This window comes from Pedococcus sp. P2_E2 (assembly GCF_056403955.1).
In genome coordinates, this window is record NZ_JBFUEM010000002.1 from 90,569 (window position 1) to 112,279 (window position 21,711).

15 protein-coding genes and 1 pseudogene are annotated in these 21,711 nt (G+C 63.1%); 13 read left to right on the top strand and 3 right to left on the bottom strand.

What is annotated here, in order from left to right:
- The first annotated feature begins 402 nt into the window (after nt 1-402).
- The 8 genes and pseudogenes from mobF (at nt 403) to AC1DWR_RS06030 (ending at nt 11,696) form a co-directional block, all read left to right on the top strand.
- Entirely contained in the window at nt 403-3,615 is a 3,213-nt protein-coding gene (gene mobF, locus AC1DWR_RS05995) for a MobF family relaxase (RefSeq protein WP_477624226.1), read from the top strand.
- 380 nt (nt 3,616-3,995) lie between these two features.
- Nucleotides 3,996-4,955: a carbon-nitrogen hydrolase family protein gene (locus AC1DWR_RS06000; protein WP_477623889.1), complete on the top strand. Its 960-nt coding sequence runs from the start codon at nt 3,996-3,998 to the stop codon at nt 4,953-4,955.
- A 79-nt stretch (nt 4,956-5,034) separates the two neighbouring features.
- Nucleotides 5,035-6,162, top strand: coding sequence for an alanine racemase (locus AC1DWR_RS06005; RefSeq protein WP_477623890.1), 1,128 nt, complete (start codon nt 5,035-5,037; stop codon nt 6,160-6,162).
- 304 nt (nt 6,163-6,466) lie between these two features.
- Nucleotides 6,467-8,026 (top strand): ABC transporter substrate-binding protein, encoded by a 1,560-nt coding sequence (locus AC1DWR_RS06010; protein WP_477623891.1) that lies wholly within the window; start codon nt 6,467-6,469, stop codon nt 8,024-8,026.
- Between the two features lie 24 nt (nt 8,027-8,050).
- Nucleotides 8,051-8,266: pseudogene (locus AC1DWR_RS06015) on the top strand (ABC transporter permease); the annotation flags it as partial.
- 39 nt (nt 8,267-8,305) lie between these two features.
- A complete protein-coding gene (locus AC1DWR_RS06020) occupies nt 8,306-8,983 on the top strand; it encodes an ABC transporter permease (RefSeq protein WP_477624227.1) in 678 nt (225 codons plus the stop codon).
- 32 nt (nt 8,984-9,015) lie between these two features.
- The gene (locus tag AC1DWR_RS06025; protein WP_477623892.1) at nt 9,016-10,788 is read left to right on the top strand and encodes a dipeptide/oligopeptide/nickel ABC transporter permease/ATP-binding protein; all 1,773 of its coding nucleotides are present in this window, start codon (nt 9,016-9,018) and stop codon (nt 10,786-10,788) included.
- Complete coding sequence (locus AC1DWR_RS06030) at nt 10,785-11,696, top strand: ABC transporter ATP-binding protein (protein WP_477623893.1); 912 nt, start codon at nt 10,785-10,787, stop codon at nt 11,694-11,696. Before AC1DWR_RS06025 ends, AC1DWR_RS06030 begins: the two co-directional genes overlap by 4 nt.
- A gap of 95 nt (nt 11,697-11,791) precedes the next feature.
- Here the strand turns inward: AC1DWR_RS06030 and AC1DWR_RS06035 are convergent, their stop codons facing one another.
- The 3 genes from AC1DWR_RS06035 to hisD form a co-directional block, all read right to left on the bottom strand.
- Entirely contained in the window at nt 11,792-12,523 is a 732-nt protein-coding gene (locus AC1DWR_RS06035) for a GntR family transcriptional regulator (protein ID WP_477623894.1), read from the bottom strand.
- 95 nt (nt 12,524-12,618) lie between these two features.
- On the bottom strand, nt 12,619-13,380 hold the full coding sequence (locus tag AC1DWR_RS06040) for an SDR family NAD(P)-dependent oxidoreductase (protein ID WP_477623895.1): 762 nt from the start codon (nt 13,378-13,380) through the stop codon (nt 12,619-12,621).
- A gap of 14 nt (nt 13,381-13,394) precedes the next feature.
- Nucleotides 13,395-14,696, bottom strand: coding sequence for a histidinol dehydrogenase (gene hisD / locus AC1DWR_RS06045; RefSeq protein ID WP_477623896.1), 1,302 nt, complete (start codon nt 14,694-14,696; stop codon nt 13,395-13,397).
- An 88-nt stretch (nt 14,697-14,784) separates the two neighbouring features.
- On the opposite strand from hisD, the gene AC1DWR_RS06050 reads away from it, so the two are divergent.
- From AC1DWR_RS06050 to AC1DWR_RS06070, 5 genes are all read left to right on the top strand, one after another.
- Nucleotides 14,785-15,774: a LacI family DNA-binding transcriptional regulator gene (locus tag AC1DWR_RS06050; protein WP_477624228.1), complete on the top strand. Its 990-nt coding sequence runs from the start codon at nt 14,785-14,787 to the stop codon at nt 15,772-15,774.
- A gap of 608 nt (nt 15,775-16,382) precedes the next feature.
- A complete protein-coding gene (locus AC1DWR_RS06055; RefSeq protein WP_477623897.1) occupies nt 16,383-18,446 on the top strand; it encodes a hydantoinase/oxoprolinase family protein in 2,064 nt (687 codons plus the stop codon).
- A complete protein-coding gene (locus AC1DWR_RS06060; protein ID WP_477623898.1) occupies nt 18,443-20,200 on the top strand; it encodes a hydantoinase B/oxoprolinase family protein in 1,758 nt (585 codons plus the stop codon). Before AC1DWR_RS06055 ends, AC1DWR_RS06060 begins: the two co-directional genes overlap by 4 nt.
- Before the next feature lie 65 nt (nt 20,201-20,265).
- Nucleotides 20,266-21,330 (top strand): Leu/Phe/Val dehydrogenase, encoded by a 1,065-nt coding sequence (locus AC1DWR_RS06065; RefSeq protein ID WP_477623899.1) that lies wholly within the window; start codon nt 20,266-20,268, stop codon nt 21,328-21,330.
- Entirely contained in the window at nt 21,327-21,680 is a 354-nt protein-coding gene (locus tag AC1DWR_RS06070; RefSeq protein ID WP_477623900.1) for a nuclear transport factor 2 family protein, read from the top strand. Before AC1DWR_RS06065 ends, AC1DWR_RS06070 begins: the two co-directional genes overlap by 4 nt.
- Nucleotides 21,681-21,711 lie beyond the last annotated feature (31 nt).

The window sequence follows — 21,711 nt, forward strand, 5'->3', positions numbered from 1 at the left end:
CACCGGACCGAACCGAGGCGCCGTGCGACCAGCATGACCCGGGTAGGCCGAAATTGAGGACCCGGCTCTGACACGACAGCCCAACTCGAAGCCCGAGAAAGTGTGGGTGGTCCGTACCCCGGGCAGCCGGAGCGCCTCCCTCGACTCGCCCCTCGGCCCAAGCTGGCCAATCCCGATCCTCACCTGTGACCCATCGATACGCCCTTCCGGCGCTGCCTCACGTCCCGCCGCCCAGACTCCATGCCCCGCCTGTCTCCCGTCATGCCCGCCCCACCCCACTCGCCCCGCAGCCAGGCTCACCCGACCATCTCGGTCCAGCCCTCATTCTCGTGCCACACGTCAGGCACCAAGGTGGGCCGTAGCCCGATAGTGCCCCGTCCTGGTCGTTGCCTTGGCGTGACGATGTCGATACGGCGGATGACGTTGGGGGCCGGGTTTCGGTACCTGATGTCGTCGGTCGCGCGTGCCGATCGGGAAGGCCCCACAGCGGATCCGTTGACGGCGTACTACACCCAGGAGGGCACCCCGGCGGGCCGGTTCCTCGGGTCCGGCCTGGCCGGCCTGGACGGTGGAGGGGGTGTCGCACCTGGGTCGGTCGTGACCGAAGAACACCTGTGGCGAATGCTCGGGATGCTGCAGGACCCGGTCACAGGTCAACGGCTGGGCCGTGCCCCTGCGGCGGACCGCCCCACTTACCGCGACGCCGGGAGGCCTCGACCGGCGTCGCGGACGGTGGCCGGTTTCGACCTGACCTTCTCGGCTCCGAAGAGCGTGTCGGTGGCGTGGGCGCTGGCCGATGGGCCGACCCGGGCGCGGATCTACGCGGCGCACCACTGGGCGTTGGAGTTCGTCATCGGCTACGCGGAGCGGGAGGTGTTCACCACCCGGACCGGGCGTGGTGGCGTGGTCAGCGAACCTGTCCGTGGTGTGGTCGCGGCCGGGTTTGACCACTGGGACTCCCGCGCGGGTGACCCGCAGCTGCACACCCACGTGGTGGTGCTGAACCGAGTGCAGGCGGCCTCGGATGGTGGCTGGCGCACCTTGGACTCGAGGGCGTTGTTCAAGGCGAACGTGGCGTTGTCGGAGCTGTACAACGGCGCCCTGATGGACCTGCTCACAGCGGATCTGGGGTGGGGGTGGGAAGCCCAGCGCCGGGCACGGTCCACGTCGCCGACGTGGGAGGTGACCGGGGTCGGCAAGGGGCTGCGGGAGGAGTTCTCGCAGCGCTCGGCCGCGATCAACGCCGCTGCCCAGGACCTCATCGGGGGCTTCGCCGCCTCCCATGGGCGGCAGCCCACCGTGGCCGACGTGATCCGGCTGCGGCAGCAGGCAACCCTGCAAACACGCCCAGCCAAGGAGCTGCGACCGCTGGCCGACCTGGTCCGCGACTGGCGACACCGGGCGCAGCCGCACCTGGGTCCCGATTCGCGAGCATGGGTGGCCACGCTGGCGAACAGGTGCGACCTGCCCGCCCTGAGCGCGGCCGACCTTGAGGACGGGATGCTCAAGGATGCGGCCACCGTCGTGGTGGATGCGGTCGCCGCCCGGCGGGCGACGTTCACCCGCTCCAACGTGCTGGCCGAGGCGCTGCGGCAGCTGCACGGGGTCCGGTTCACCACCCCGAACGAGCGCGCCCACGCGGCCGAACGCGTCACCGCCCTGGCGCTGGATGCCTCCGTACAGCTCACCCCACCGGAGCCGACGACCCGCGTCCCTGCGTCGCTGCAGCGTCCCGATGGTTCCACCCGTCTGCGGGCCCGGGACGCCACCATCTACACCACGACCGGCGTGCTCCAGGCGGAGCAACGCCTCCTCGCCACGGGCCGCGCCACCGACGGACCCCAGGTGCCGGCAGAGGTGGCCGCCGTGGCGGCCGGTGCCCCGTTGCCGGAGCGGGCAGATGGCCGCCGGCTCACCGCCGAACAGACCCACGCGGTATGCCGGGTCGTCACCTCCGGCCGCGCCCTCGACGTCCTGGTCGGTGCGGCCGGGACAGGGAAGTCGACCACCATGGCCGGGGTGCGGGCGGCATGGGAGGCGGCGTTCGGGCGGGGGAGCGTGGTCGGGCTCGCCCCCTCCGCAGCCGCGGCTGAGGTTCTCGCGGACGCGGTCGGGGTGCCGACGGAGAACACCGCCAAGTGGCTCAGCGAACAGCGCCGGCAGGACCAGCGCCTTGCCGAACTGGCCTCCCTCCAAGGCAAGCTCCGCGGTGCCAGCCCCTCCCTGCGGACCCGCGCCCTGACCCGCCGCGCCCGCCAGGTCAAGGCGGAACTGGACCGGTGGCGGCTGCGCATTGGTCAGCTGGTCATCGTCGACGAAGCCTCCATGGCAGGAACCCTCGAACTCGACACCCTCACCACCCAAGCCCGTCAGGTAGGGGCGAAGGTGCTGCTGGTCGGGGACCCGGCACAGCTGTCCCCGGTCGCCGCGGGCGGCGCCTTCCGGCTCCTGGTCACCGACCGCGACGATGCGCCGGAGCTGGTTGACGTGCGCCGGTTCCGGCACGAATGGGAAGCCGCCGCGAGCCTGGCCGTGCGCGACGGCGAACCCACCGCCGCACAGCCTTATCTGCACCATGGGCGCGTCCAGGACGGCGACCGGGACACCATGATCGAGGCCATCTACCAAGCGTGGCGGACAGATACTCGCTCCGGCCGAACCTCTCTGATGGTGGCCGCTGACACCGCCACTGTGGCCGAGCTCAACGCCCGCGCCCGCGCTGACCTCGTCGCCACGGGCCAAGTCATCGGCCATGGTGTGTCGGTCGCGGACGGGACCACCATCGGGACCGGTGACGTCGTGGTCACCCGGCTCAACCAGCGCGACCTGCACGCCACCGGCGGGTGGGTCAAGAACGGCGACCAGTGGACCGTCACCGCAGTCCACCAGGACGGGTCGCTCACCGTCCACCGCACCAACAAAGCCGGAACGGCCACCCGACTACCGGCTGACTACGTGGGCGACCACGTCGAGCTCGGGTACGCCACCACCGCCCACCGAGCCCAAGGCCGCACCGTCGACACCTGCCACGCCTACGTCAGCGCCGCCACCGTCCGAGAACCGCTCTACGTGATGGCCACCCGTGGCCGCGAGGCCAACCGGCTCTACGTCGACACCAGTCACGACGCCGACACCGACACCGCCCACGACCTCGGCGACCCGGTCCCGGCCGAAGAGGTGCTCAAGAAGGTCCTCGCCACGTCCGGTGCCGAGCTATCAGCGACACAGACCCGCGACCACGAGGCCGTCGCGGCGGGCAGCCCTGCCCGGCTCGACGCCGAAGGCGCCGCCATCCAGCACCACCGCCGCCACCAGCGCTACACCGACCTACTGCTCGCCGCGGGAGTCGGGCCCGAGCAGATCCAAGCAGCCACGACCGCCGACCACTGGCGCCCTCTGCTGGAACGCATGCGCCACGCCGAACAGTCTGGCCTGGACCTGCACGAGGCCCTGCAGGCCGTTCGCCACCCGGAGGACCGCGGCAGGCCGCTGCTGGCTCGAGTAGACGCCGGCCTCGCAGCGTGGGCTGCCGGCCACGACACACGCCAAGCGTGCGACCCATGGACGCAGTACGAGCCGACTGTCACGCACGAGCAGGGTCCTCGGCTGTCGTGACGCCATCCGGACCGGACCATCGTCGGCCGTGACCGATCAGGACGAGCCGTGGGTGTCACCCGATTTCGGCGACCGGGCCGAACCGCCGACTTTCCGCCTTTCAGATGTCGGCAGCCGGCCGCAGTGGGTCTGTAGGAGCGCTACAAGGTGCCGCCTTTGGTACCTCAAGTGCGGTTCCAGCTGGTTGTGCGTGGGCGCGTTGCTGTCAGTGCTTCTGTCACAAGAGGCGGCCAGCTCCGGTCTCGCAGGTTCGGAGCAGAAACTGGTCGCTTGGGCAACGGCCTGTGTATTTGAAGGCCCCTAACGTTGACGACATCAAAGTGGCGAGTTAGTATATTACAAACGAGCGATGGCATACGCCTCTACCTGAAGGAGTGCAAATGGGGAAGCTGGACGACATACAGGTGCTTCCGAGCGACCCGACTGCCATGTCCACGTTCGAGTCCGATCGCAACGTGCGCGTGGGGCTTGTGCAGGCAGCCTTCGAATCTGCAACCGCCACGTTCGACCCTAGGGACACGAATCTTGAGCGCGCGATCCAGGGCATTAAGCAAGCAGCCGCCGATGGCGCCACCCTGGTTGCCCTGGGGGAAGTCTTTCTGCAGGGCTACGGGGTCGTGGACAAGACGAGGACTTCACTGGATCGCCCCTTCGCGACCCTGTACCCGACGACGCCCGACGCGTCTGATCCGCATGTTGCAGAGATGATCACACTTGCGAGCGAACTCAACGTGACAATTGCTTTTGGTTGTGTGGCGCGCGGCAATCGCATGCCTGGCGACGTGTACAACGCTGCTCTCGTCATCGACCCCGACGACGGCCTTACGGGCATCTACCGCAAGACACACCTCGCGAACTGGCCGTACCTGAATGGCATTGCGGACGAGCACTCCAGGTACTCACCAGGTCGCGATCTGACGCCGGTGATGACCAAGGACGGCCCCGTGGGTCTGCACATTTGCTACGACATCTCGTTCCCGGAGGTCGCTCGCGCCCAGACGCTGATGGGCGCTAGCTACCTGCTGAATCTCGCTGCCGCGGCCGACGGTTTCCAGGCCTACTGGAAGCACATGATGTGGGCTAGAGCCGTCGAGAACATGTCTTGGTACCTGATGGTGAGTGGGATCGGCTCCAATCCAGAGCGGGGCTACGTTGGTGGGACGCGTGCGATCGCGCCAGATGGCGAGGTCGTCGCTCAGTTGCCCTTCGACGAAGAGGGCGTGCTTGTTGTGGACGTGAACCTTGATCGACAGTTTCGCCAGCGATCCGACATGCACATGTTCCATGTGCGTCAGCCGGAGATCTACGGCGCCATCACTGATCCGCGACCGTACCCGTGATCAGCATGCTGGAAGCCGCTTGGGCCTCCTCGCCGCCGGGAAGGGGATCCGAGGCGACGATCAGCCAAGGTTGCCGGTGATGACAATGCAGGCTGACCAGAAGCAGTCTTCAATCCAAACCTGCGATGACCGCGACAACGTCTGCACGGCCGACCTCTCGGCGTTTCTTCACAACGTCCATGAGGCTCGAAAGATTCTGAGGCCCTCTACGCGCATCTTTCAGGTCATCAAGGGATCGGGTTACGGGCTGGGCATCGAGACCGCACTGCGGTTAGGGGCGGCGGCCGGCATTGATTCGTTCTGCGCCGGCACGCCGTCCGAGGCTCTTTTCGCACGGAGGTTCGCGCCAAACGCTGAAGTGCTTCTCTTCTCGTCCGCGCCACCCTCGCTCCTGCCGGGCTTGGTCTCCAGCGGCGTCATAGTCACCGTAAACAGCGAAGAGTCGCTGGCAGTGCTGCTGCAGAGTCGGGCGGAGGGCCGATTCTTCGTCGAGGTGGACTTCGGGGGCGGGCGGTTCGGCCTAGTGGCGCCACAACTGGAACGGGTCCTTCGTGCCGTCCAGGGACAAGATCGTCTGACGTGCATGGGGGTATACACGCACTTCGGTAAGCCGAAGCCCACGGTGCTTGACGCGGGCCTCTTGCGCTTCGACGAGCTCCTACGTCAGGTTCGAGATGCGTTGCCGGGACCTGTATTGAGCATGGTCGCGAGCTCGGCGCCGATGCTTATGCGACCTAACCTTCCGTATGACGCTGTGGATCCCGGAAGCTTGCTCTACGGCTTGTACTCCACGCACGAGGTGCCGACCAAGCCAGTCCTCGCTGAATTGCGCAGTCACTTGATCCAAGTCACCCGAGTACGCGCGCCCACGGAGTTGGCACTCGGTTACGGCGAGCGGGTAATGGTCCCGGCGTCCGGCACCTATGGGGTCTTTCCTTTGGGGTGGCTAGATGGCCTGTCTCCTCGCCCATCAGCCAGCGAATCTGTTGTCACGCAGGGCGAGCGGGCTCCTGTCATCGCCCGAACGTTGCTCAACTCCTTGGTCGACTTGTCTGGGCTCAAGTCCAGCGCGTCCGTCGGCGATGCCTTGGCGCTCGTCGGAGGTCGCGGCGAATCTGCCATCTCGCTCGTCGAAGCGGCCGAGATGCACGGACTTTCGACAACCCAGTTCCAATTCTTGGCCGGAAGCGCCGTCTCTCGGCGCTGACCGGGTCGGTGGCTGCTCGCCGCGAACGCGCTTCCCTGAGATGCGCTTGCTTGTGCAGCCCTAATAACGGCCCCTGCCGACGAGAGTGGCTGGTAGACGGGTACGGGCCTGGCATGCAACCGGCCGAACGCGTCCCCGCCTGGGTCGGTTGATCAGCTAACCCACCGAGTGCGAGCTATAAGATCTCAAATGCCTCTAGCGAGATACCAAACCTGCGTGCTAGCGTACTCAAATCTCGGTGCTGCAGGGCATGAGGCGCCCAAGCCGACAGGGCCCCGTTCACACATATCTACGAGGAGAGAACATGAAGCGAGTCACGCTGCTCTTGATGGCAGTTGTCCTGCTAACTGTCAGCGCATGCGGTGGCAGTGGATCGGGCGCCGGTAACAAGAGTTCATCTCTCGTTATCCAGGTCCCGACAGACCCGGGTTCCTTGGACCCTCAGGCCAGCACCGGTGCCTGGGGACGGCCCATGATGCGCCTCGCATACGACACGTTGGTGGCAGAGCAGGATGGAAAGGTCGTTTCGGAACTCGCTGAGTCATGGCACGTCACCCCGACTCAGGCCACGTTCAAGATCCGCGACGGGATCACATGCGCGGACGGCGCCAAACTGACAGCTGAAACTGTCGCCGCGAACTTCGAGCGCCTCAAGGATCCAAACGCGAAGATCCCTCTGACCGGCGCATTTATCGGATCAGTTGATTACAAGGTCAGCACAGACAAGGCCGAGAACACGGTTACGCTCGACCTGCCGGAGCCGTTCAGCCCGTTGCTGTCGAACCTGGCCTTCTATCCCGGGATCATCTGCCAGAAGGGCCTAGACAATCCCAGTCAGCTTGCCACCAACAGCTTCGGGACTGGTCCGTTTGTCCTCACCAAGGCGCAGCCCGGCCAGTCCTACCAATTTAAGTCTCGCAGTGGCTATTCATGGGGCCCGAATGGCGAGACTTCTGGTGGCGCCGGCTCCCCAAGCTCGCTCGAGGTGCGGGTTATCGACAACGAGACTACGGCGGCGAACCTGATGCTAAGCGGAAACATTGCGGTCGGCTTCTTCAACTCCCAGGGAGCGACGGACCGATTCCAGACCGACAAGTTCAAAATCATGAATGTACCTTCTTCCGCCACCTATCTTCAGTTCAACTTTCTGAAGGCCGCAAATCCGGCGCAGGACATCAATGTTCGAAGGGCTCTTGCGTCGTCACTTGACGCCAAGGGCATGAGTCAGATCGCGACCGGATCCCCGGATCAGACGCACAACAGCACTGCGCTGCCGCAGGCATCTTGTCAATCTTCCATCAGTTCGAATGGACTGCTTCCGTACGACACGTCTGCCGCGACCAAGTACCTCGAGCAAGCGGGATGGACGCGGAGCGGAGATGGTTGGACCAAGGACGGCCGCAAGCTCGCTCTCAACGTGTTGGTCACAGGGGCCGCGGCACCCAACAAGCCCATCGGAGACTACGCACTGAAGGCATGGACGGATCTCGGGATCAAGGTCAACATGGAGAACGTGGACCAGAAGACGGGCCTGGATCGTCGAATGGAGGGCGACTACGACATTTGGGTCGGTGCTTGGACTGGTGTCTACAATCCCGGAGTGATCGCGCCGTTCCTCACGTCCCCCAAGTCTCCGAACGCTGGGTACATGAAGAATGACAAATACGCAGCGCTCGCCAAGCAGGCCTTCAACATGAATCCCGAAGACTCCTGCGCGGTGTGGGCAGAGGCTCAGCAGGCGATCAACGAAGGGGTTTCGATGGTCCCGCTCTACTACGACGCCACGAAGGTGGTCACCCGAGAGGGAGTCACGGTCAAGCCGTACCGCCAGTACATCGATCCCGCGTCGCTACGCGTCGACTGAGGCAACCGAATGTCGTTTCGCACGATGGCGAGTCTGGTCAGCAAGTTGCTGGCCAGACTCGTCGGGGGAGTCCTCTTGCTTGCGACCGGGGCCTTTATCTTGGTGCAAGCAATGCCTGGGGACCCGGTGGCAAGATTGCTGGGCCCCGGAGCATCGCAAGTTGACGTCACAAGAGCCCGGCAAGCTCTTGGTCTGAACCACCCCATACTGGAGCGGTACCGAGACTTACTGGGTGGTGTCTTCACCCTCAGGTTCGGCGACTCCTTCACGGGGCAGTCCGTGAGCTCGATCCTGGCGGATCGAACATTGAAAACCGCCGAGCTCGCTGCCTGCAGCGTCCTTGTCACAGCGATCCTTAGTGTCGTGATTGGCCTGGTCATGGCGGCAGCAACCAAAAATGAATCGCGGTCGTCTCTCGCGTCCATCTTCACGACGCTTACCGGTCTGCTCTCAGCAATCCCGTCCTATGTCCTGGCCATGGGCTTAGTGGCACTTCTGTCTGTCAGATTCCCGATCTTTCCGGTCTCCGACCCTGGCTCCCCCAGCGGCCTGGTTCTCCCAGTCGCGGCCCTCTCGGTGCCCGCCGTTGCGATCCTGTCACGCATCGTCAGGGTCGAAGCGCTTAGCGCGCTCCAAAGTGAATACGTCAAAACTGCGCGCAGCAAACAATTGCCGCCCGTGTCCATCTACTTTCGACACGTCCTGCCAAACGTCATCACCGGGGCCCTGACGATAGGCGGCGTCTGGTTCGGCTACATGCTGGGAGGAAGCGTCATCGTCGAGAACGTGTTCCAGTGGCCGGGTCTCGGAACGGCACTGGTCAGTGCGACCGACACGCGCGACTACCCCGTCCTGCAAGCGACAATCATCTTGGTTGGCATCGGCGTCTTGCTCGTGAACACCGTCGTTGACCTAATTCTGGTCGCCTTGAATCCACGATTGAGGGTTTCACGATGACTCCAACGAATTCTCCGCCGGCAAGAAGTCCTTTGAAGGCAGTCCTGTCGACCAGGTCTGGGCAACTCGCGGCGCTTTTCGTGCTCATCATCGTGGTTGCCGCCGTAGCCGGACCCCTTGTGGCCGGCGAAGCAGCTAACCGTTTCGACCCGATCGCCGCTCGGCAAGGTCCGAGCGCACACCACCTTCTGGGCACAGACGATCTCGGTCGGGACGTACTCGCGCGCCTAATCGCTGCTACGCGACTAACAATCGTCCTCTCGACGCTCGCCATCGCATTCTCCGCAGTGGTCGGGTATGCAATCGGTTTGATTGCCGCGATGACGGGAGGGCGGACGCGCACAGTGGTCACGGCTTGTCTCAACTTGTGGCTGGCCTTCCCCCCCATCGTCGTCGCACTCTTCGTCAGCGCTCTATACCGAACAACCGCAAGCGCCGTCATCGCAGTCGGATTAGCCTTCGTCCCTCTCTATGCGCGAACCATGCTCAATCTCGCCAGTTCGGTCGTCGAGTCGGACTACATACACGTAACAAGGCTACTGGGCCTAAGCCGAGGACGCCGCCTGCGGCGACACATCATACCCAACGTTTCCGGCCCCCTGTGGATCCAGACAACCACTGGGGTAGGCGACGCGATGGTCGCGCTTTCGGCACTGAGCTTCCTAGGCCTGGGCGTCCGACCGCCCGGCTACGACTGGGGAAGTCTCCTCGCGGAGTACCTCGATCGAATCTTCACCGACCCGGTTGTGATCATGGGACCCGCAGGCGCAATCACCCTCGTCGGAATCATGTTCGCCTTCATCGGCGAAAGTGGGGCGCGTAGCATGGACCCACGGCGATGGACCTCAAGCATGGGCCGCCCCGCCGTCGCCTCTGAGTCCGAGTCTGCTACGCCGACGTACGGTCCAGCACGGACAAGCGTCGAAAGTGAAGTATGGCCTGGGGATCGGGAGCAGCCCCTGCTACAGGTGCGGAATCTCGAGGTCACCTTCGCGGAGCAACGAGTCCTCCGCGGGATCAGTTTTCACGTAAATGCCGGCGAGGTCGTCGGCGTTGTAGGTGAATCCGGGAGCGGGAAGAGTATGACCGCGTCCGCCATAGCGGGTTTGGTCCCTGCTCCGGGCGCGGTTACCGCTGACCGGCTTCAGATGGCAGGCGTAAATCTACTTGGTTCATCCAACGCAGACGTGCGCAAGTTCAAAGGGACAGAAATCGCGACCGTCTTCCAGAATCCGATGGCGGCTCTAACGCCGTCGATGCGTCTGGGTCGTCAGATGACGGAGGCATCGCGTCTACATCTCGGCCTGTCAAAACGAGAGGCCCGAGGGGTAGCGTTGGCAGCGCTGAGAGAAGTGCAGCTGACGGGCGGGCCACGGATCCTACGGATGTACCCGAACCAATTGTCGGGAGGCATGCGACAGCGAGTGGTTATCGCGATGGGGCTCATGACTAAGCCATCCCTACTCATCGCCGATGAGCCGACGACGGCTCTGGACGTCACCATTCAAGCCGAAGTCCTCGCACTGCTCCGCCGGCTACAAGCTCAGCACCAGATGGGGATACTCTTCATTTCCCATGACTTCGGGGTGATCCGGGAGATTTGCGACCGTGTCATTGTTATGCGGGACGGGGAGATCGTGGAGGAACTGTCTGTGGCCGAACTGGAGTCTGCCGAACATCCTTACACGCGAAGTTTGCTTAAGGCGGTGCCAGACATCGATGGACCGGTCGTGGATCGGCGGAAAAGGTTGATTGTTGATGACCTGGGCTACAAGTGCGAAGAGAGTTCAGGTGCATCTCGATGAGCGCACTCGTCGCTGACGGATTGAAGGTCGAGTATGGGCAGAGACAGTCACGGTTCACTGCTGTCAGTGACGTGTCGTTTGTTCTCGAGAAGGGGCGCACACTGGGGTTGGTGGGCGAATCTGGCTCCGGCAAATCAACAGTCGCCCGAGCGATTAGCGGCCTTGTCACTCCCGTAGCCGGCACGATCACGGGTGATGCGCTGAGTCGCAAGAATGGCATCCAGATGGTCTTCCAGGACCCATACTCATCCCTTAATCCTCGGATGACGGTCCTCGAGATGTTCAGGGAGGCACTGCGACTCTCTCCAGCGCCGATGGCGGTCAACGATCTAGCCCAGCTGGTGCACTTGGACACCCGTTTGGTGGGTCGCTATCCGCACGAACTCTCTGGTGGGCAGCGTCAGCGCGTCGCAATAGGTCGTGCCTTGGCCGTGCGACCGTCGGTCCTTGTTCTCGACGAGGTGACTGCGGCTCTCGACGTATCCATCCAAGCCGAAATCTTGCGGACCCTGCTCCAAGTGCAGGACGAGATTGAGTTTGCCGGCCTCTTCATCTCTCACGACCTCGCGGTCGTCAGACGGGTGTGCGACCTCACTGCGGTCATGTATCTCGGCCAGGTGGTGGAGGTCGCGGAGACCAGTAGCCTTTTTGCTGACCCCCAGCATCCGTACACGCGAGCGCTGCTCGCGGCTATCCCTGGGAACAAGCGCGAAGGGTTCCGGGCCATCGGAGAGCCGACGGACCCGCGAGATCCGCCGTCTGGTTGTCGCTTCCACCGCCGCTGCCCTGTCGGTCCCATCGCGTTCGATGATCGCTCAATTTGCGAGGAGATGGATCCAGCAATCAACGCAACACAGCGACGGCACCGAGCCGCCTGCCACTTTGCCAGGTCGCTCGACGTCGGTTGATCTCCTGACAGGGACGGCCGCTGCGATGCGCGTTCAGATCGCCGCGGCGACGAGTCCGCTTATGACTATGCGCTTCTCCTTGAGCGTAATCCCTCCTAGAGTGCTTGCTCCGCGGGGAGACTGATCGTCGCATCGCTAATGTCGGCACTGTTCATCAGAACGGACATATTCTCCGTGAGGGAATTCGCCGTTCGAGTCTGCATTGCAGTGAAGGCTGCCTCCGGATCTCGCCTTTCGATCGCGTCAACGATTGCTCCGCGCTCCGCGACTCGAGTGGTCGACCAGGGGATGAGTCGCAAGACCAACCTCATGACTCTTTCCAAGTCGTCAAGCACCGCGACCGCGACCGCGGCGAGTCGCGAGTTTCCAGCGCCATTGATGATGATCGAGTCGAACTCGAAGTGGGCGCGAAGGTATCTCTCAAGCTCATCTTCGGATCCGAACGGCTGGGATAGGGGGCCTTCAGCCAGTTCACGCAAGCGTGCAATGCTCTCTGCGGGAAGACCGCCCAAAGCCGCCATCTCAGCGGCCTTCGGTTGGAGGATGGATCTGAACTCGCCGAGTTCACGCGTGGAGCGCAGGGTTATCGGCGTCACCAGGTACCCAGAGCGAGGGACGGCTTGGACAAGCCCATCTCGATGCAACCTAACGAGAGCCTCTCGGACGGGGGTCTTGCTCGTCCCGAATTGGTTCGCCAACGTTGACTCAGTGAACTGTCCCCCTGGTGGCAGATCCATTTCGATGATGCGCCGCTTGATCGTCCAGTACACCGTCTCGGTCTGGTTGGCGAGCGCGGCTGGGCGGGCGAGGATCGCAGGCAGAATCACGGGTCTAGTATGACAGACCGGCGGACTGGTGTGCCAAGACGCTCGATTGACACGGTTGCGAGGCAAGGTGCCGCGACTCACTTGGGGTCTGTTTGCTACCGAGCAACCATTCCTGCTGAGAGATCAACGTCTGCTCCACACAGGCCGGACATGCTCAGCATGGCAAGCGCGGCTTCGGCCACCTCTTGCTCGGTAACCATCCTGCCTAGGGCGGCGCGGGAGGTGAAGCTCTTCGCGACCTCTTCGATTGTTTGCCCAGAGCGCTCAGCCTCGAGCGTGAAGTTTCGCTTCATGCGTGGGCCGTCCACGGGCCCCGGAGACAATGAATTGACCATCACTCCAAGAGGCCCAACTTCAAATGCGAGCGTGGCCGTCAGTCCGATAACAGCCATCTTTGACGCCGTGTAAGGGGTTCTGTTGGCCAACGGCCTCTTTCCGCTGACGGACGCGAGGTTGATCACTTGACCGTGCCCACGGGCGACCATCGGTGGAATGAACGACTTGCACATCAGGAAGACCCCCCGGACATTGACTGCGAACACTTCGTCCCACGCCGTGGGGTCGATGTCGACCAAGGGGGACACTGGACCGGCCACTCCAGCGTTGTTGACGAGGACGGAAATTTTCTCCTGGCCAAGTTGCGCGGCGAGTTCCTCCACCGATCCGGGATCAGACGTGTCGCAACGCTCCACGCGGACGCTCCCTTCCATCGAGGAAGCTGATTCCTCGAGCTTCTCCATCGTCCGGCCTACCAGGACTACTCGCATTCCGGCCTCGTTTAGCCGGCGCGCAATGGCTCGGCCAAGCCCATCGCCCGCTCCCGTGATCAGGGCCGTCTGGCCCGCGGGGGTCTGCATTCCTTTTGTTGGTGTCACTGGACAGGTGCCCAGGGAAGCTCATCACCGGCGTACTTGTGGGCACGCACATCGCCAGATCGCGCGTGACCCTCGAAGAACTCAACGCGGGACGCTCGGCCGCACAGCCGTCCGAGCTCAGCGCTCACGCCGCGATCGAGTACTTCCTGATACGTGACTGTCCTCAGATACTTGCCGACCCAGAGTCCGCCCGTGTAGCGAGCAGCGCCGCGAGTTGGCAGGGTGTGGTTGGTTCCGATGACCTTGTCGCCGTAGGAGACACAGGTCCCCTCGCCCAAGAACATCGCACCGTAATTGTTCATCGATTCAAGCGCTTCTCGAGGCTTGGACGTCAGAATCTGAACGTGCTCAGACGCGTAATCGTCGGCGAGGGCGTACGCGTCCTTCAGTGTCGGTACCACAATGACCGCGCCATGATCTCTCCAAGCGGGGAGTGCATAGTCACGAGTGGGCATTGTCTCCAGAATGGTGTCGACGAATGACAGGGCACGCTCGGCAACGTCCGTTGACGTCGTGATGAGGACCGCTGGCGAGTCAGGTCCGTGCTCGGCCTGCGAAAGGAGATCCACCGCCACAACGAACGGGTCGGCCGTTTCGTCGGCGATAACTAGTGTCTCGGTCGGACCCGCGAAGAGATCAATGCCCACTTCTCCGAAGAGTTGCCGCTTTGCTTCCGCAACATATGCGTTTCCTGGGCCCGCCAGCATGTCGACCTTCTGAATGTGCTGAGTGCCGATGGCCATGGCCGCGATGGCCTGAGTGCCGCCCAGGATGAAAATGTCGTCTGCACCTGCCAAGTGCATGGCCGCGACAGTGGCGGCGGGAATCTCTCCGCGCAACGGAGGGGTGCAAGCAGTGACGTGCGGAACGCCAGCAACCTTCGCGGTCACGATTGTCATATGGGCCGAAGCAACGAGGGGATACCGTCCACCGGGGACATACGCCCCGGCAGCTGCCACGGGCAGGTTCCGCTGACCGAGCAGGACGCCGGGTTCCGTTTCGACTTCGAAGTCCTTCAAAGACTCTCTCTGGAACTGGGCGAAACGCCGGACCCGCGCTTGGACAGCGATGATGTCGTCGATCGTCTGCCGCGGGACTGATGCGACCAACTCTTCCACCTGGTCCCGCTCAAGCCTGAAGGACTCGGGACTCCAGTTGTCAAAGCGCTCGGAGTAAGCACGCACAGCTTCGTCGCCACGCTCACGGATGTCCGCGATGATGTCCGCTACAGCTTGCGCGACGGAAGTCGCTCCAGACCCTTGAGGCTGTTCTTGCGCTGGTCTCTTCAGATACTCCACGGCCGCCTTCTCTCTAGTCCACCTCTTTGAATGACACTTGTGAGTCTGCGTTGCATACGTATACCTTGCAATAGGAGGTGCCGCTGTGGTGCGAGTAACTGGTCACGATGTCGCCCGCCTCGCGGGCGTCTCGCAGCCCACCGTATCCCGGGCACTTAGAAACCTGCCGGGCACTTCCGTCGAGGTGCGTCAGCGAGTTCGGGCCGCTGCAGACGAACTCGCGTATGTCCCCAGCGCCTCGGGTCGCACGCTAGCCACTCGCAAGACGCGACGAATTGCCGTGGTGGTCGAGGAGTTGACCAATCCGTTCTATCCAGAGCTTGTTGAACCCTTGCGACAACACCTCAGCAGCCGCGGGTATCAGATGGTCCTGATAACGGATCGGCAGGCGGATTCGTGGATGTTGGCCACTCTGTCAGACGGGTCCTATGACGGAGCGCTCCTTTGTACGGTGTCTCGCCGATCCACCCTCAGCAGAGATCTGGACGAGGCGGGTGTGCCTCACGTCCTGGTGAATCGCACGATGGATCTACCGAACTCGAGCAGCTGCAGCTTCGACAACTTTGGAGGGAGCCGCGCTCTCGGCCGCTTCATCGGCGATCTCGGTCATCGTCAAGTGGGAGCGATCCAAGGTCCCACTCAGTTCTCCACTGGCCGCCAGCGGAGCCTGGGTATAAGGACCGGCCTGCGGCAGACGGGCGCGCACATCCGGCGTGAGCACGTGCGACGCGTGGACTACACCTATGCGGCCGGTATGACGGCGGCTCTTGACCTGTTGAGCGGGCCGCGACGCCCGACCGCCCTCGTATGCGGCAACGACGTACTGGCGATCGGAGCCCTCGCGGCTGCGGACCAACTTCGAATACGGGTGCCAGACAATTTGACCATAGTGGGTTTCGACGACATCAGTATGGCGTCCTGGGGTCTGATTGATCTCACAACCATTCGGTGTGATCTCGGCGCACTCGCGCACGCAGCGACGGATCTGCTGCTCGAGACACTCAATGGGGATCCGGCAAGGCATGTGGTCATCCCAACAACGTTGGTACACCGCAGTACCCACGCAAAGCCATCCTGACGATGGCGAGTGGGAAAACTCGTTGACCTGCGAGGCTCTCGCTTCAGCGCCTAGCCAGGTATCGACCTAAAAATTGAGTCTGCGGACGCCAAGAAACGTCCCGGGGGTCTTAGGTCTGCCTGCGACAGTGCGGTGGTCGCCCCCAGGCTGTTGGTCCCCGACATGCCGGGTGCCGAGTTGGACGAGAGCTTTGGATCGGGCCAGAGGAGAGCCCATCCCGTTCGGAGGCGGGGAATGCCGATAGGGCCCTCGAGCGGCGAACGAGGCAGCACTTACGAGCGCTCCTTGTGAGTGTCAGTCGGTTGCGAGTCCCGTCGTCCTGGGCCCGGCGAAGTCGAGGTACCACGGTGCCCGCAATAGGAGACGCCTCGGTCGCCCTTATCGCGGTCCTGTGGCCCTCGGCGGCGGAGAGGCAGTCTGTGTCCCCCCAAACCACCGAGATATCTCAACGACGTGTTGACAATATCTTAGACCTGCCGCAACATGTACTAACGGGACGACGGGCTACGCACCCGCTCCCTCTTCGCCACTCGATCACGTCACTTTGGAGCCTCATGACTGACGAAACCGCCGGCCCCGCAACTGCTGGTGCCGAGGACTCGTACCTCGTGGCCGCCGACATCGGCGGAACTTTTACGGATGTGCTCCTACTGAGGGATGACGGCGGACTGACTCCTATGAAGGTCCTGTCCACCCCCCCAAACTTCGGGAAGGGAGTCATCTCAGGGGTACTTGATTCGCTCTCGGAAGCGAGTGCGGATCCCAACAATGTGACGGCCGTGCTGCACGCCACAACGGTGGCGACGAACGCCATTCTGGAACGGAGAGGCGGCAAGACCGCTCTCATCACGACGAAGGGCTTCAGAGATGTCCTGGAACTGGGCCGCCTTCGTCGGCCGCTGCTCTACGACCTGTCGTGGCGGAAGCCCACACCTTTGGTGCGACGCCGTGACCGCCACGAGCTTGCCCAACGCATTGACCATGAGGGCCGGGTTCTGACGCCGATCGATTTGGCTGAACTCGGGCAACTGGCCAAGCGAATGCAGGAGGACTGCATCGAAGCCGTGGCTGTGTGCCTTATCAACTCACACGTTCTCCCGGACGAGGAGCGACTCGTGGCCGGCGAGCTGCGGCGCCTGCTGCCTGACGTGTACGTGAGTGCCTCCGTGGACATTTCGCCTGAACAGGGCGAGTTCGAGCGAACGAGCACCGTCGTTGTGAACTCCTATGTCGGCTCTGTCGTTCGCAAGTATGTGAACGACCTCGAGTCGGATCTGATCACGGAAGGGATCAACGCGCCCTTCTCGATCATGCAATCATCGGGAGGACTTCTCGATGCTGCCAGCGTGGTCGAGAGCCCCGTACAGATCATCGAGTCCGGGCCGGCGGCTGGGGTGATCGCCGTACAGAAGCTGGCGCGGATCATGGGCCTCGACAACGTGATCGCATTCGATATGGGTGGAACGACGGCGAAGGCATCGCTGATTGAGAATGGCACCCCGTTCGTCGCGAGTGACTACGAAGTCGGCGCCGGGATGAACATCACTCGCTCCATGGGCAAGGGCGCCGGGTACACAATCCGTGTCCCATCGATCGACATCGCCGAGGTCGGCGCGGGTGGTGGAAGCATCATCAGCGCCGATGCGGCCGGCGTCATGCACGTCGGCCCTGAAAGCGCAGGCTCCTCGCCGGGACCGGCCTGCTACGGGCGAGGCGGGCAACTCCCAACACTGACTGATGCCAACGTCGTGCTCGGCTACATCAACCCAGAAGCCATCGCCGGGGGCCGAGTTGCCATCGATCGCGGCCTAGCAGGTGAGGCTCTGCGACAGGTTGGCGAGGCAATCAACACTGAGGTGGTTGATGTCGCCCGGGGCGCGTACGACATCGCTGTGTCGAACATGACCTCGGCTGTCAAGGCCGTTACCAGCGAGCGCGGACGTGATCCCCGCGAGGCCACTATCGTCGCTTTCGGTGGGGCCGGGCCGCTTTATGCGGCGAGCCTTGCGCGTGAACTGGGTGTGCGACGGGTGTTGGTACCAAGACATACCGGCCTTTTCAGCAGTYTCGGACTGTTGGTCGCAGACACCGAGTACCAGGCTGCGCGCTCTTGGGGTGTGAGTTTCTCGAACGCGGCTGACATCGAACGGGCATTCATCGAGCTCGAGGCCGTGGTTCGTGACCGCCTCCCGGCAGAGGGCGCCAATACCGACGTCGAGCGATTCTTCGACATGCGGTATCGCGGTCAGAGGTTCGAATTGAGGATCCCCGTTGCCGGCGGCCCGATCAGCGCTCGGACGCTTGCGGATTCCGTACGGGCATTCCATGCCGAACATGAGAAGACGTACGGGCGTCGCGGCGGCGACGACCTCGTCGAAGTGGTCAACCTGAGAGTGCGAGGCTTCGTTGAGAACGCCGTCGCCATGGCGAGCGTGCTGTCCTCGGCTCTCGACGAGCCGGATGCAGTACGAACGAGACCGTGTCAGTTCGACCGGGTCTACGAGACGCCAGTAATGCGCCGGGGTCATCTCTCTCGTACCGGAACTTTAGGCCCCTTGATCATCGAGGACATGGACGCCACGACATTGGTCCCTCCAGGCGCCACCGTTGCCCTGGACGAACTGAACAACCTGGTCATCACGTGGGGCGAGGGACAGGAGCCATCAGCATGACGCATCAGATGATCAAGGACCCGGCTACCTTCGAGGTCTTCCGAAATGCGATCTCGGGTCTCGCGGACGAGCTCGCCATCACCATCCTACGCACAGCGCACTCCCAGATCGTCGCCACGAGCATGGACTTCTCCGCGGCCTTGTGCGACAGCCAAGGTCGCACGCTGGCACAGGCGAACACCTGTCCCGTCCATCTGGGATCCATTCCAGACGCATTGAGTGCTGTCCTGGACGAATTCGGCGACGACATGACAGAAGGCGACGTCTTCATCCTGAATGACCCGAGCAAGGGAGGGATGCACCTGCCGGACATCTTCGTGCTAGCCCCAGTGTTCTACGAGAACGCCCTGTTGGGGTACGCCGTCACCGTTGTCAATCACAGCGACGTGGGGGGGTGGTCGCCCGGTTCCATGGCTTCGCAGTCCACGAGCATCTTTGCCGAGGGAATTCAAATTCCCCCCCTGCGCATCGTCGCTGGGGGCATCATGAACGAAGCGCTCTATAGCGTGATCCGTCGCAACGTGCGCGAGCCTGAGCTCTTCACCGGTGACCTTGACGCGCAGCTCTCGGCCTGCCATTCGGGAGCCGCCGGCATGCAGGCACTCGCACTGAGGTACGGGCGAACGAAGTTCGACGAGCTGTGCGAGCAGCTGCTCGACTACTCCGAAGCCCTGGTCAGGGACGCGTTGTCACGCGTGACCGATGGTGTTTACGAGTTCAGTGATCAGATCGACGAGGACGGCGTCGGTGGTGGCCCGATCCCACTCAAGGTCCGCATCACTATTGAGGGGACGAGTATCCACTTTGACTACACGGGTTCCTCGCCGCAAGTAGCGTCCGCGCTCAATGCCACGAGCTCATTCACTCGATCCGGCTCCTACGCCGCCCTGCAAGGCGCCCTCGGATCTGACATCCCTGCCAATAGTGGCTTCTATCGACCGTTTATGTTCACCATTCCTGACGGGTCCATCCTCAATGCGAATCGGCCCTCGGCCAGGGGGGCTCGCGGGCTGGTTGCCTATCGCCTGGTCGACCTTGTACTCGGAGCACTGGCGACAGCGATGCCCGATCGGGTGCCGGCAGCCGGCGACGGCGGGCCAGGCTCCGTGGCCTTCGGGGTGACGGAACGCGACGGCTCACAAGTAATCCTCTGGGACTTCTTCATGGGCTCATGGGGAGCAACCCGATCGGGCGACGGCAACGACGGCATCAGTCCGCTCGGGGCCAACATGGCCAACATCCCAGTCGAAGAGCTGGAGCAATCGGGACATGTGCGCGTCAACTCCTACGAGTACGTACCCGACACCGGGGGTGCGGGTACTTACCGTGGCGGACTCGCCGTAGGACGCCAGCTCACGCTCCTCTGCCCTGAGGCCACCATGCAGATCCGGTCCGACCGCAAGTTCTCGTCGCCCTATGGCCTAGAGGGTGGTCACCCCGGGTCTACCTCCGTCAACGTTCTCAACCCGGGCTCGGCTGCGGAACGAATACTGGACACCAAACCGTTCGAACTGATCCCCGGAGGGACTGTGCTCTGGCATGCCACCGCCGGGGGCGGAGGTTTCGGCGATCCCTACGAGCGTGATCCAGGGGCGGTCTTGGAGGACGTGCTGGATGGCAAGGTATCGACCCAGCACGCGCGCGCTGTCTACGGGGTTGCGATCGACGGCGACCTTGTGAATGAGGACGAAACGCAGCACGTCCGCCGTCAAGCATCGGAAGCAACCATGCGTGCAGGACTTTCTGCTCACTAGACGCATCAAACAGGTTCGAGAATTCGCGGCCGGGACGGGCCGTTGACGTGCTGGAGGCACACCAAATGCGACTTGATGATCCCCCGAAAGAACTGACGGCCGAGCGAACCGTCATCTGTATAGACGATCGCATCGGCTTGAGAGCGGTGATCGCGATCGATGACACCACTCTTGGGCCGGGCTTCGGTGGTGTTCGGATGAAGGAGTATCGGTCTCTCGGCAGCGCCATCGAAGAGGCCCAGCGTTTGGCCGCGGCGATGACGCTGAAGAACGCTCTGGCCGGTATCCCATATGGCGGGGGCAAGTCTGTCATCATCTCGAGCAGCGAAGCTGACAACAGGGCCCAACTCATCACGAGATTCGGTGAATTCGTTGCCGACCTCGGCGGGTGCTACGTGCCCGGCGTTGACATGGGAACCAATCCAGCCGACATGCGTGCCATGGCAGCGGTCGGCGCTAGCACTCGGTGTGCCGATGAGGACCCCTCGCCGTGGACTGCTCTCGGAGTCTTCGCGGCGATTGAAGGTGCCGCTCGCGTCCACCTAGGAGCGTCGAGTCTGGAGGGCATCAGCGTTCTGGTCCAGGGCGTAGGACATGTTGGAGCCTCCCTGGCGCGCCAGCTGAAAGCCGCGGGCGCACACGTGGACGTCTCCGACGTGGATCCTGCGCGAGCGCAGGATCTTGCGCGGGAGTTGGGCGGCACGGCTGTGACACCTGATGCCGTGATCGACCATGACTGCGACGTCTTCGCACCATGCGCGATAGCACGGGTGCTCAACGAGGAGAACATCCCACGTCTGCAGTGCAAGGTCGTTGCCGGTGGCGCCAATGACACTCTCAATGCTGCGAGCGATGCGGAGCTTCTGGCGGAGCGGGGAATCCTGTTCGTCCCAGATTTTGTGGCCAACTCTGGAGGTGTCATTCACGTTCATGCTTTGGCCGAGGGCTGGGACCACCTCACCACGACCGATGCCGTATTTGCTATCGGCCAGCGGGTGGAACGGCTCCTCGAACGGGCAAGACGCAATTCGATCACGCCCGTGAGCGCCGCACATGCGGAAGCGAGAGAACTGCTTGAGCAGGCGCGGCTCTCGAAGCGGCCCATTGGGCACAAAGTCTTCGCGTCATGACGGGTTCCAAGACGCTCGCCACGACCTACTACGAGATCGTGGATAGCCGAGGCGCCACCGACGTTGCGAGTCTCTTTGCGGAGGACGCCGTGTACAGCCGACCGGGCTATCGGTCACTCGTCGGTCGAGAAAGCATTCTCAACTTCTACCGCCAAGAACGCGTGATCGCTACAGGGGCCCATCGAATCAACAGCATGATCTGCTCCGGCGAGAGGGTCGCCGTACAAGGCGTGTTCACCGGCAACCTCAAGGATGGGACGTCGGTGTCGATCGGGTTCTCTGACTTCTTCGAGTTCAGGAATGAGCTCATCGTGGAACGTCGCACCTACTTCGATGTGCCCGCGGTGTAGTGATGTCGACTGGTGGTGGCCGTCGGTCGCG

What these genes read in the sequence shown, in the direction of transcription:
- mobF (WP_477624226.1), top strand. Translation starts at nt 403, where the DNA reads ATGTCGATACGGCGGATGACGTTGGGGGCCGGGTTTCGGTACCTGATG.
- AC1DWR_RS06000 (WP_477623889.1), top strand. Translation starts at nt 3,996, where the DNA reads ATGGGGAAGCTGGACGACATACAGGTGCTTCCGAGCGACCCGACTGCC.
- AC1DWR_RS06005 (WP_477623890.1), top strand. Translation starts at nt 5,035, where the DNA reads ATGACAATGCAGGCTGACCAGAAGCAGTCTTCAATCCAAACCTGCGAT.
- AC1DWR_RS06010 (WP_477623891.1), top strand. Translation starts at nt 6,467, where the DNA reads ATGAAGCGAGTCACGCTGCTCTTGATGGCAGTTGTCCTGCTAACTGTC.
- AC1DWR_RS06030 (WP_477623893.1), top strand. Translation starts at nt 10,785, where the DNA reads ATGAGCGCACTCGTCGCTGACGGATTGAAGGTCGAGTATGGGCAGAGA.
- AC1DWR_RS06040 (WP_477623895.1), bottom strand. Translation starts at nt 13,380, where the DNA reads ATGCAGACCCCCGCGGGCCAGACGGCCCTGATCACGGGAGCGGGCGAT.
- AC1DWR_RS06060 (WP_477623898.1), top strand. Translation starts at nt 18,443, where the DNA reads ATGACGCATCAGATGATCAAGGACCCGGCTACCTTCGAGGTCTTCCGA.
- AC1DWR_RS06065 (WP_477623899.1), top strand. Translation starts at nt 20,266, where the DNA reads ATGCGACTTGATGATCCCCCGAAAGAACTGACGGCCGAGCGAACCGTC.
- AC1DWR_RS06070 (WP_477623900.1), top strand. Translation starts at nt 21,327, where the DNA reads ATGACGGGTTCCAAGACGCTCGCCACGACCTACTACGAGATCGTGGAT.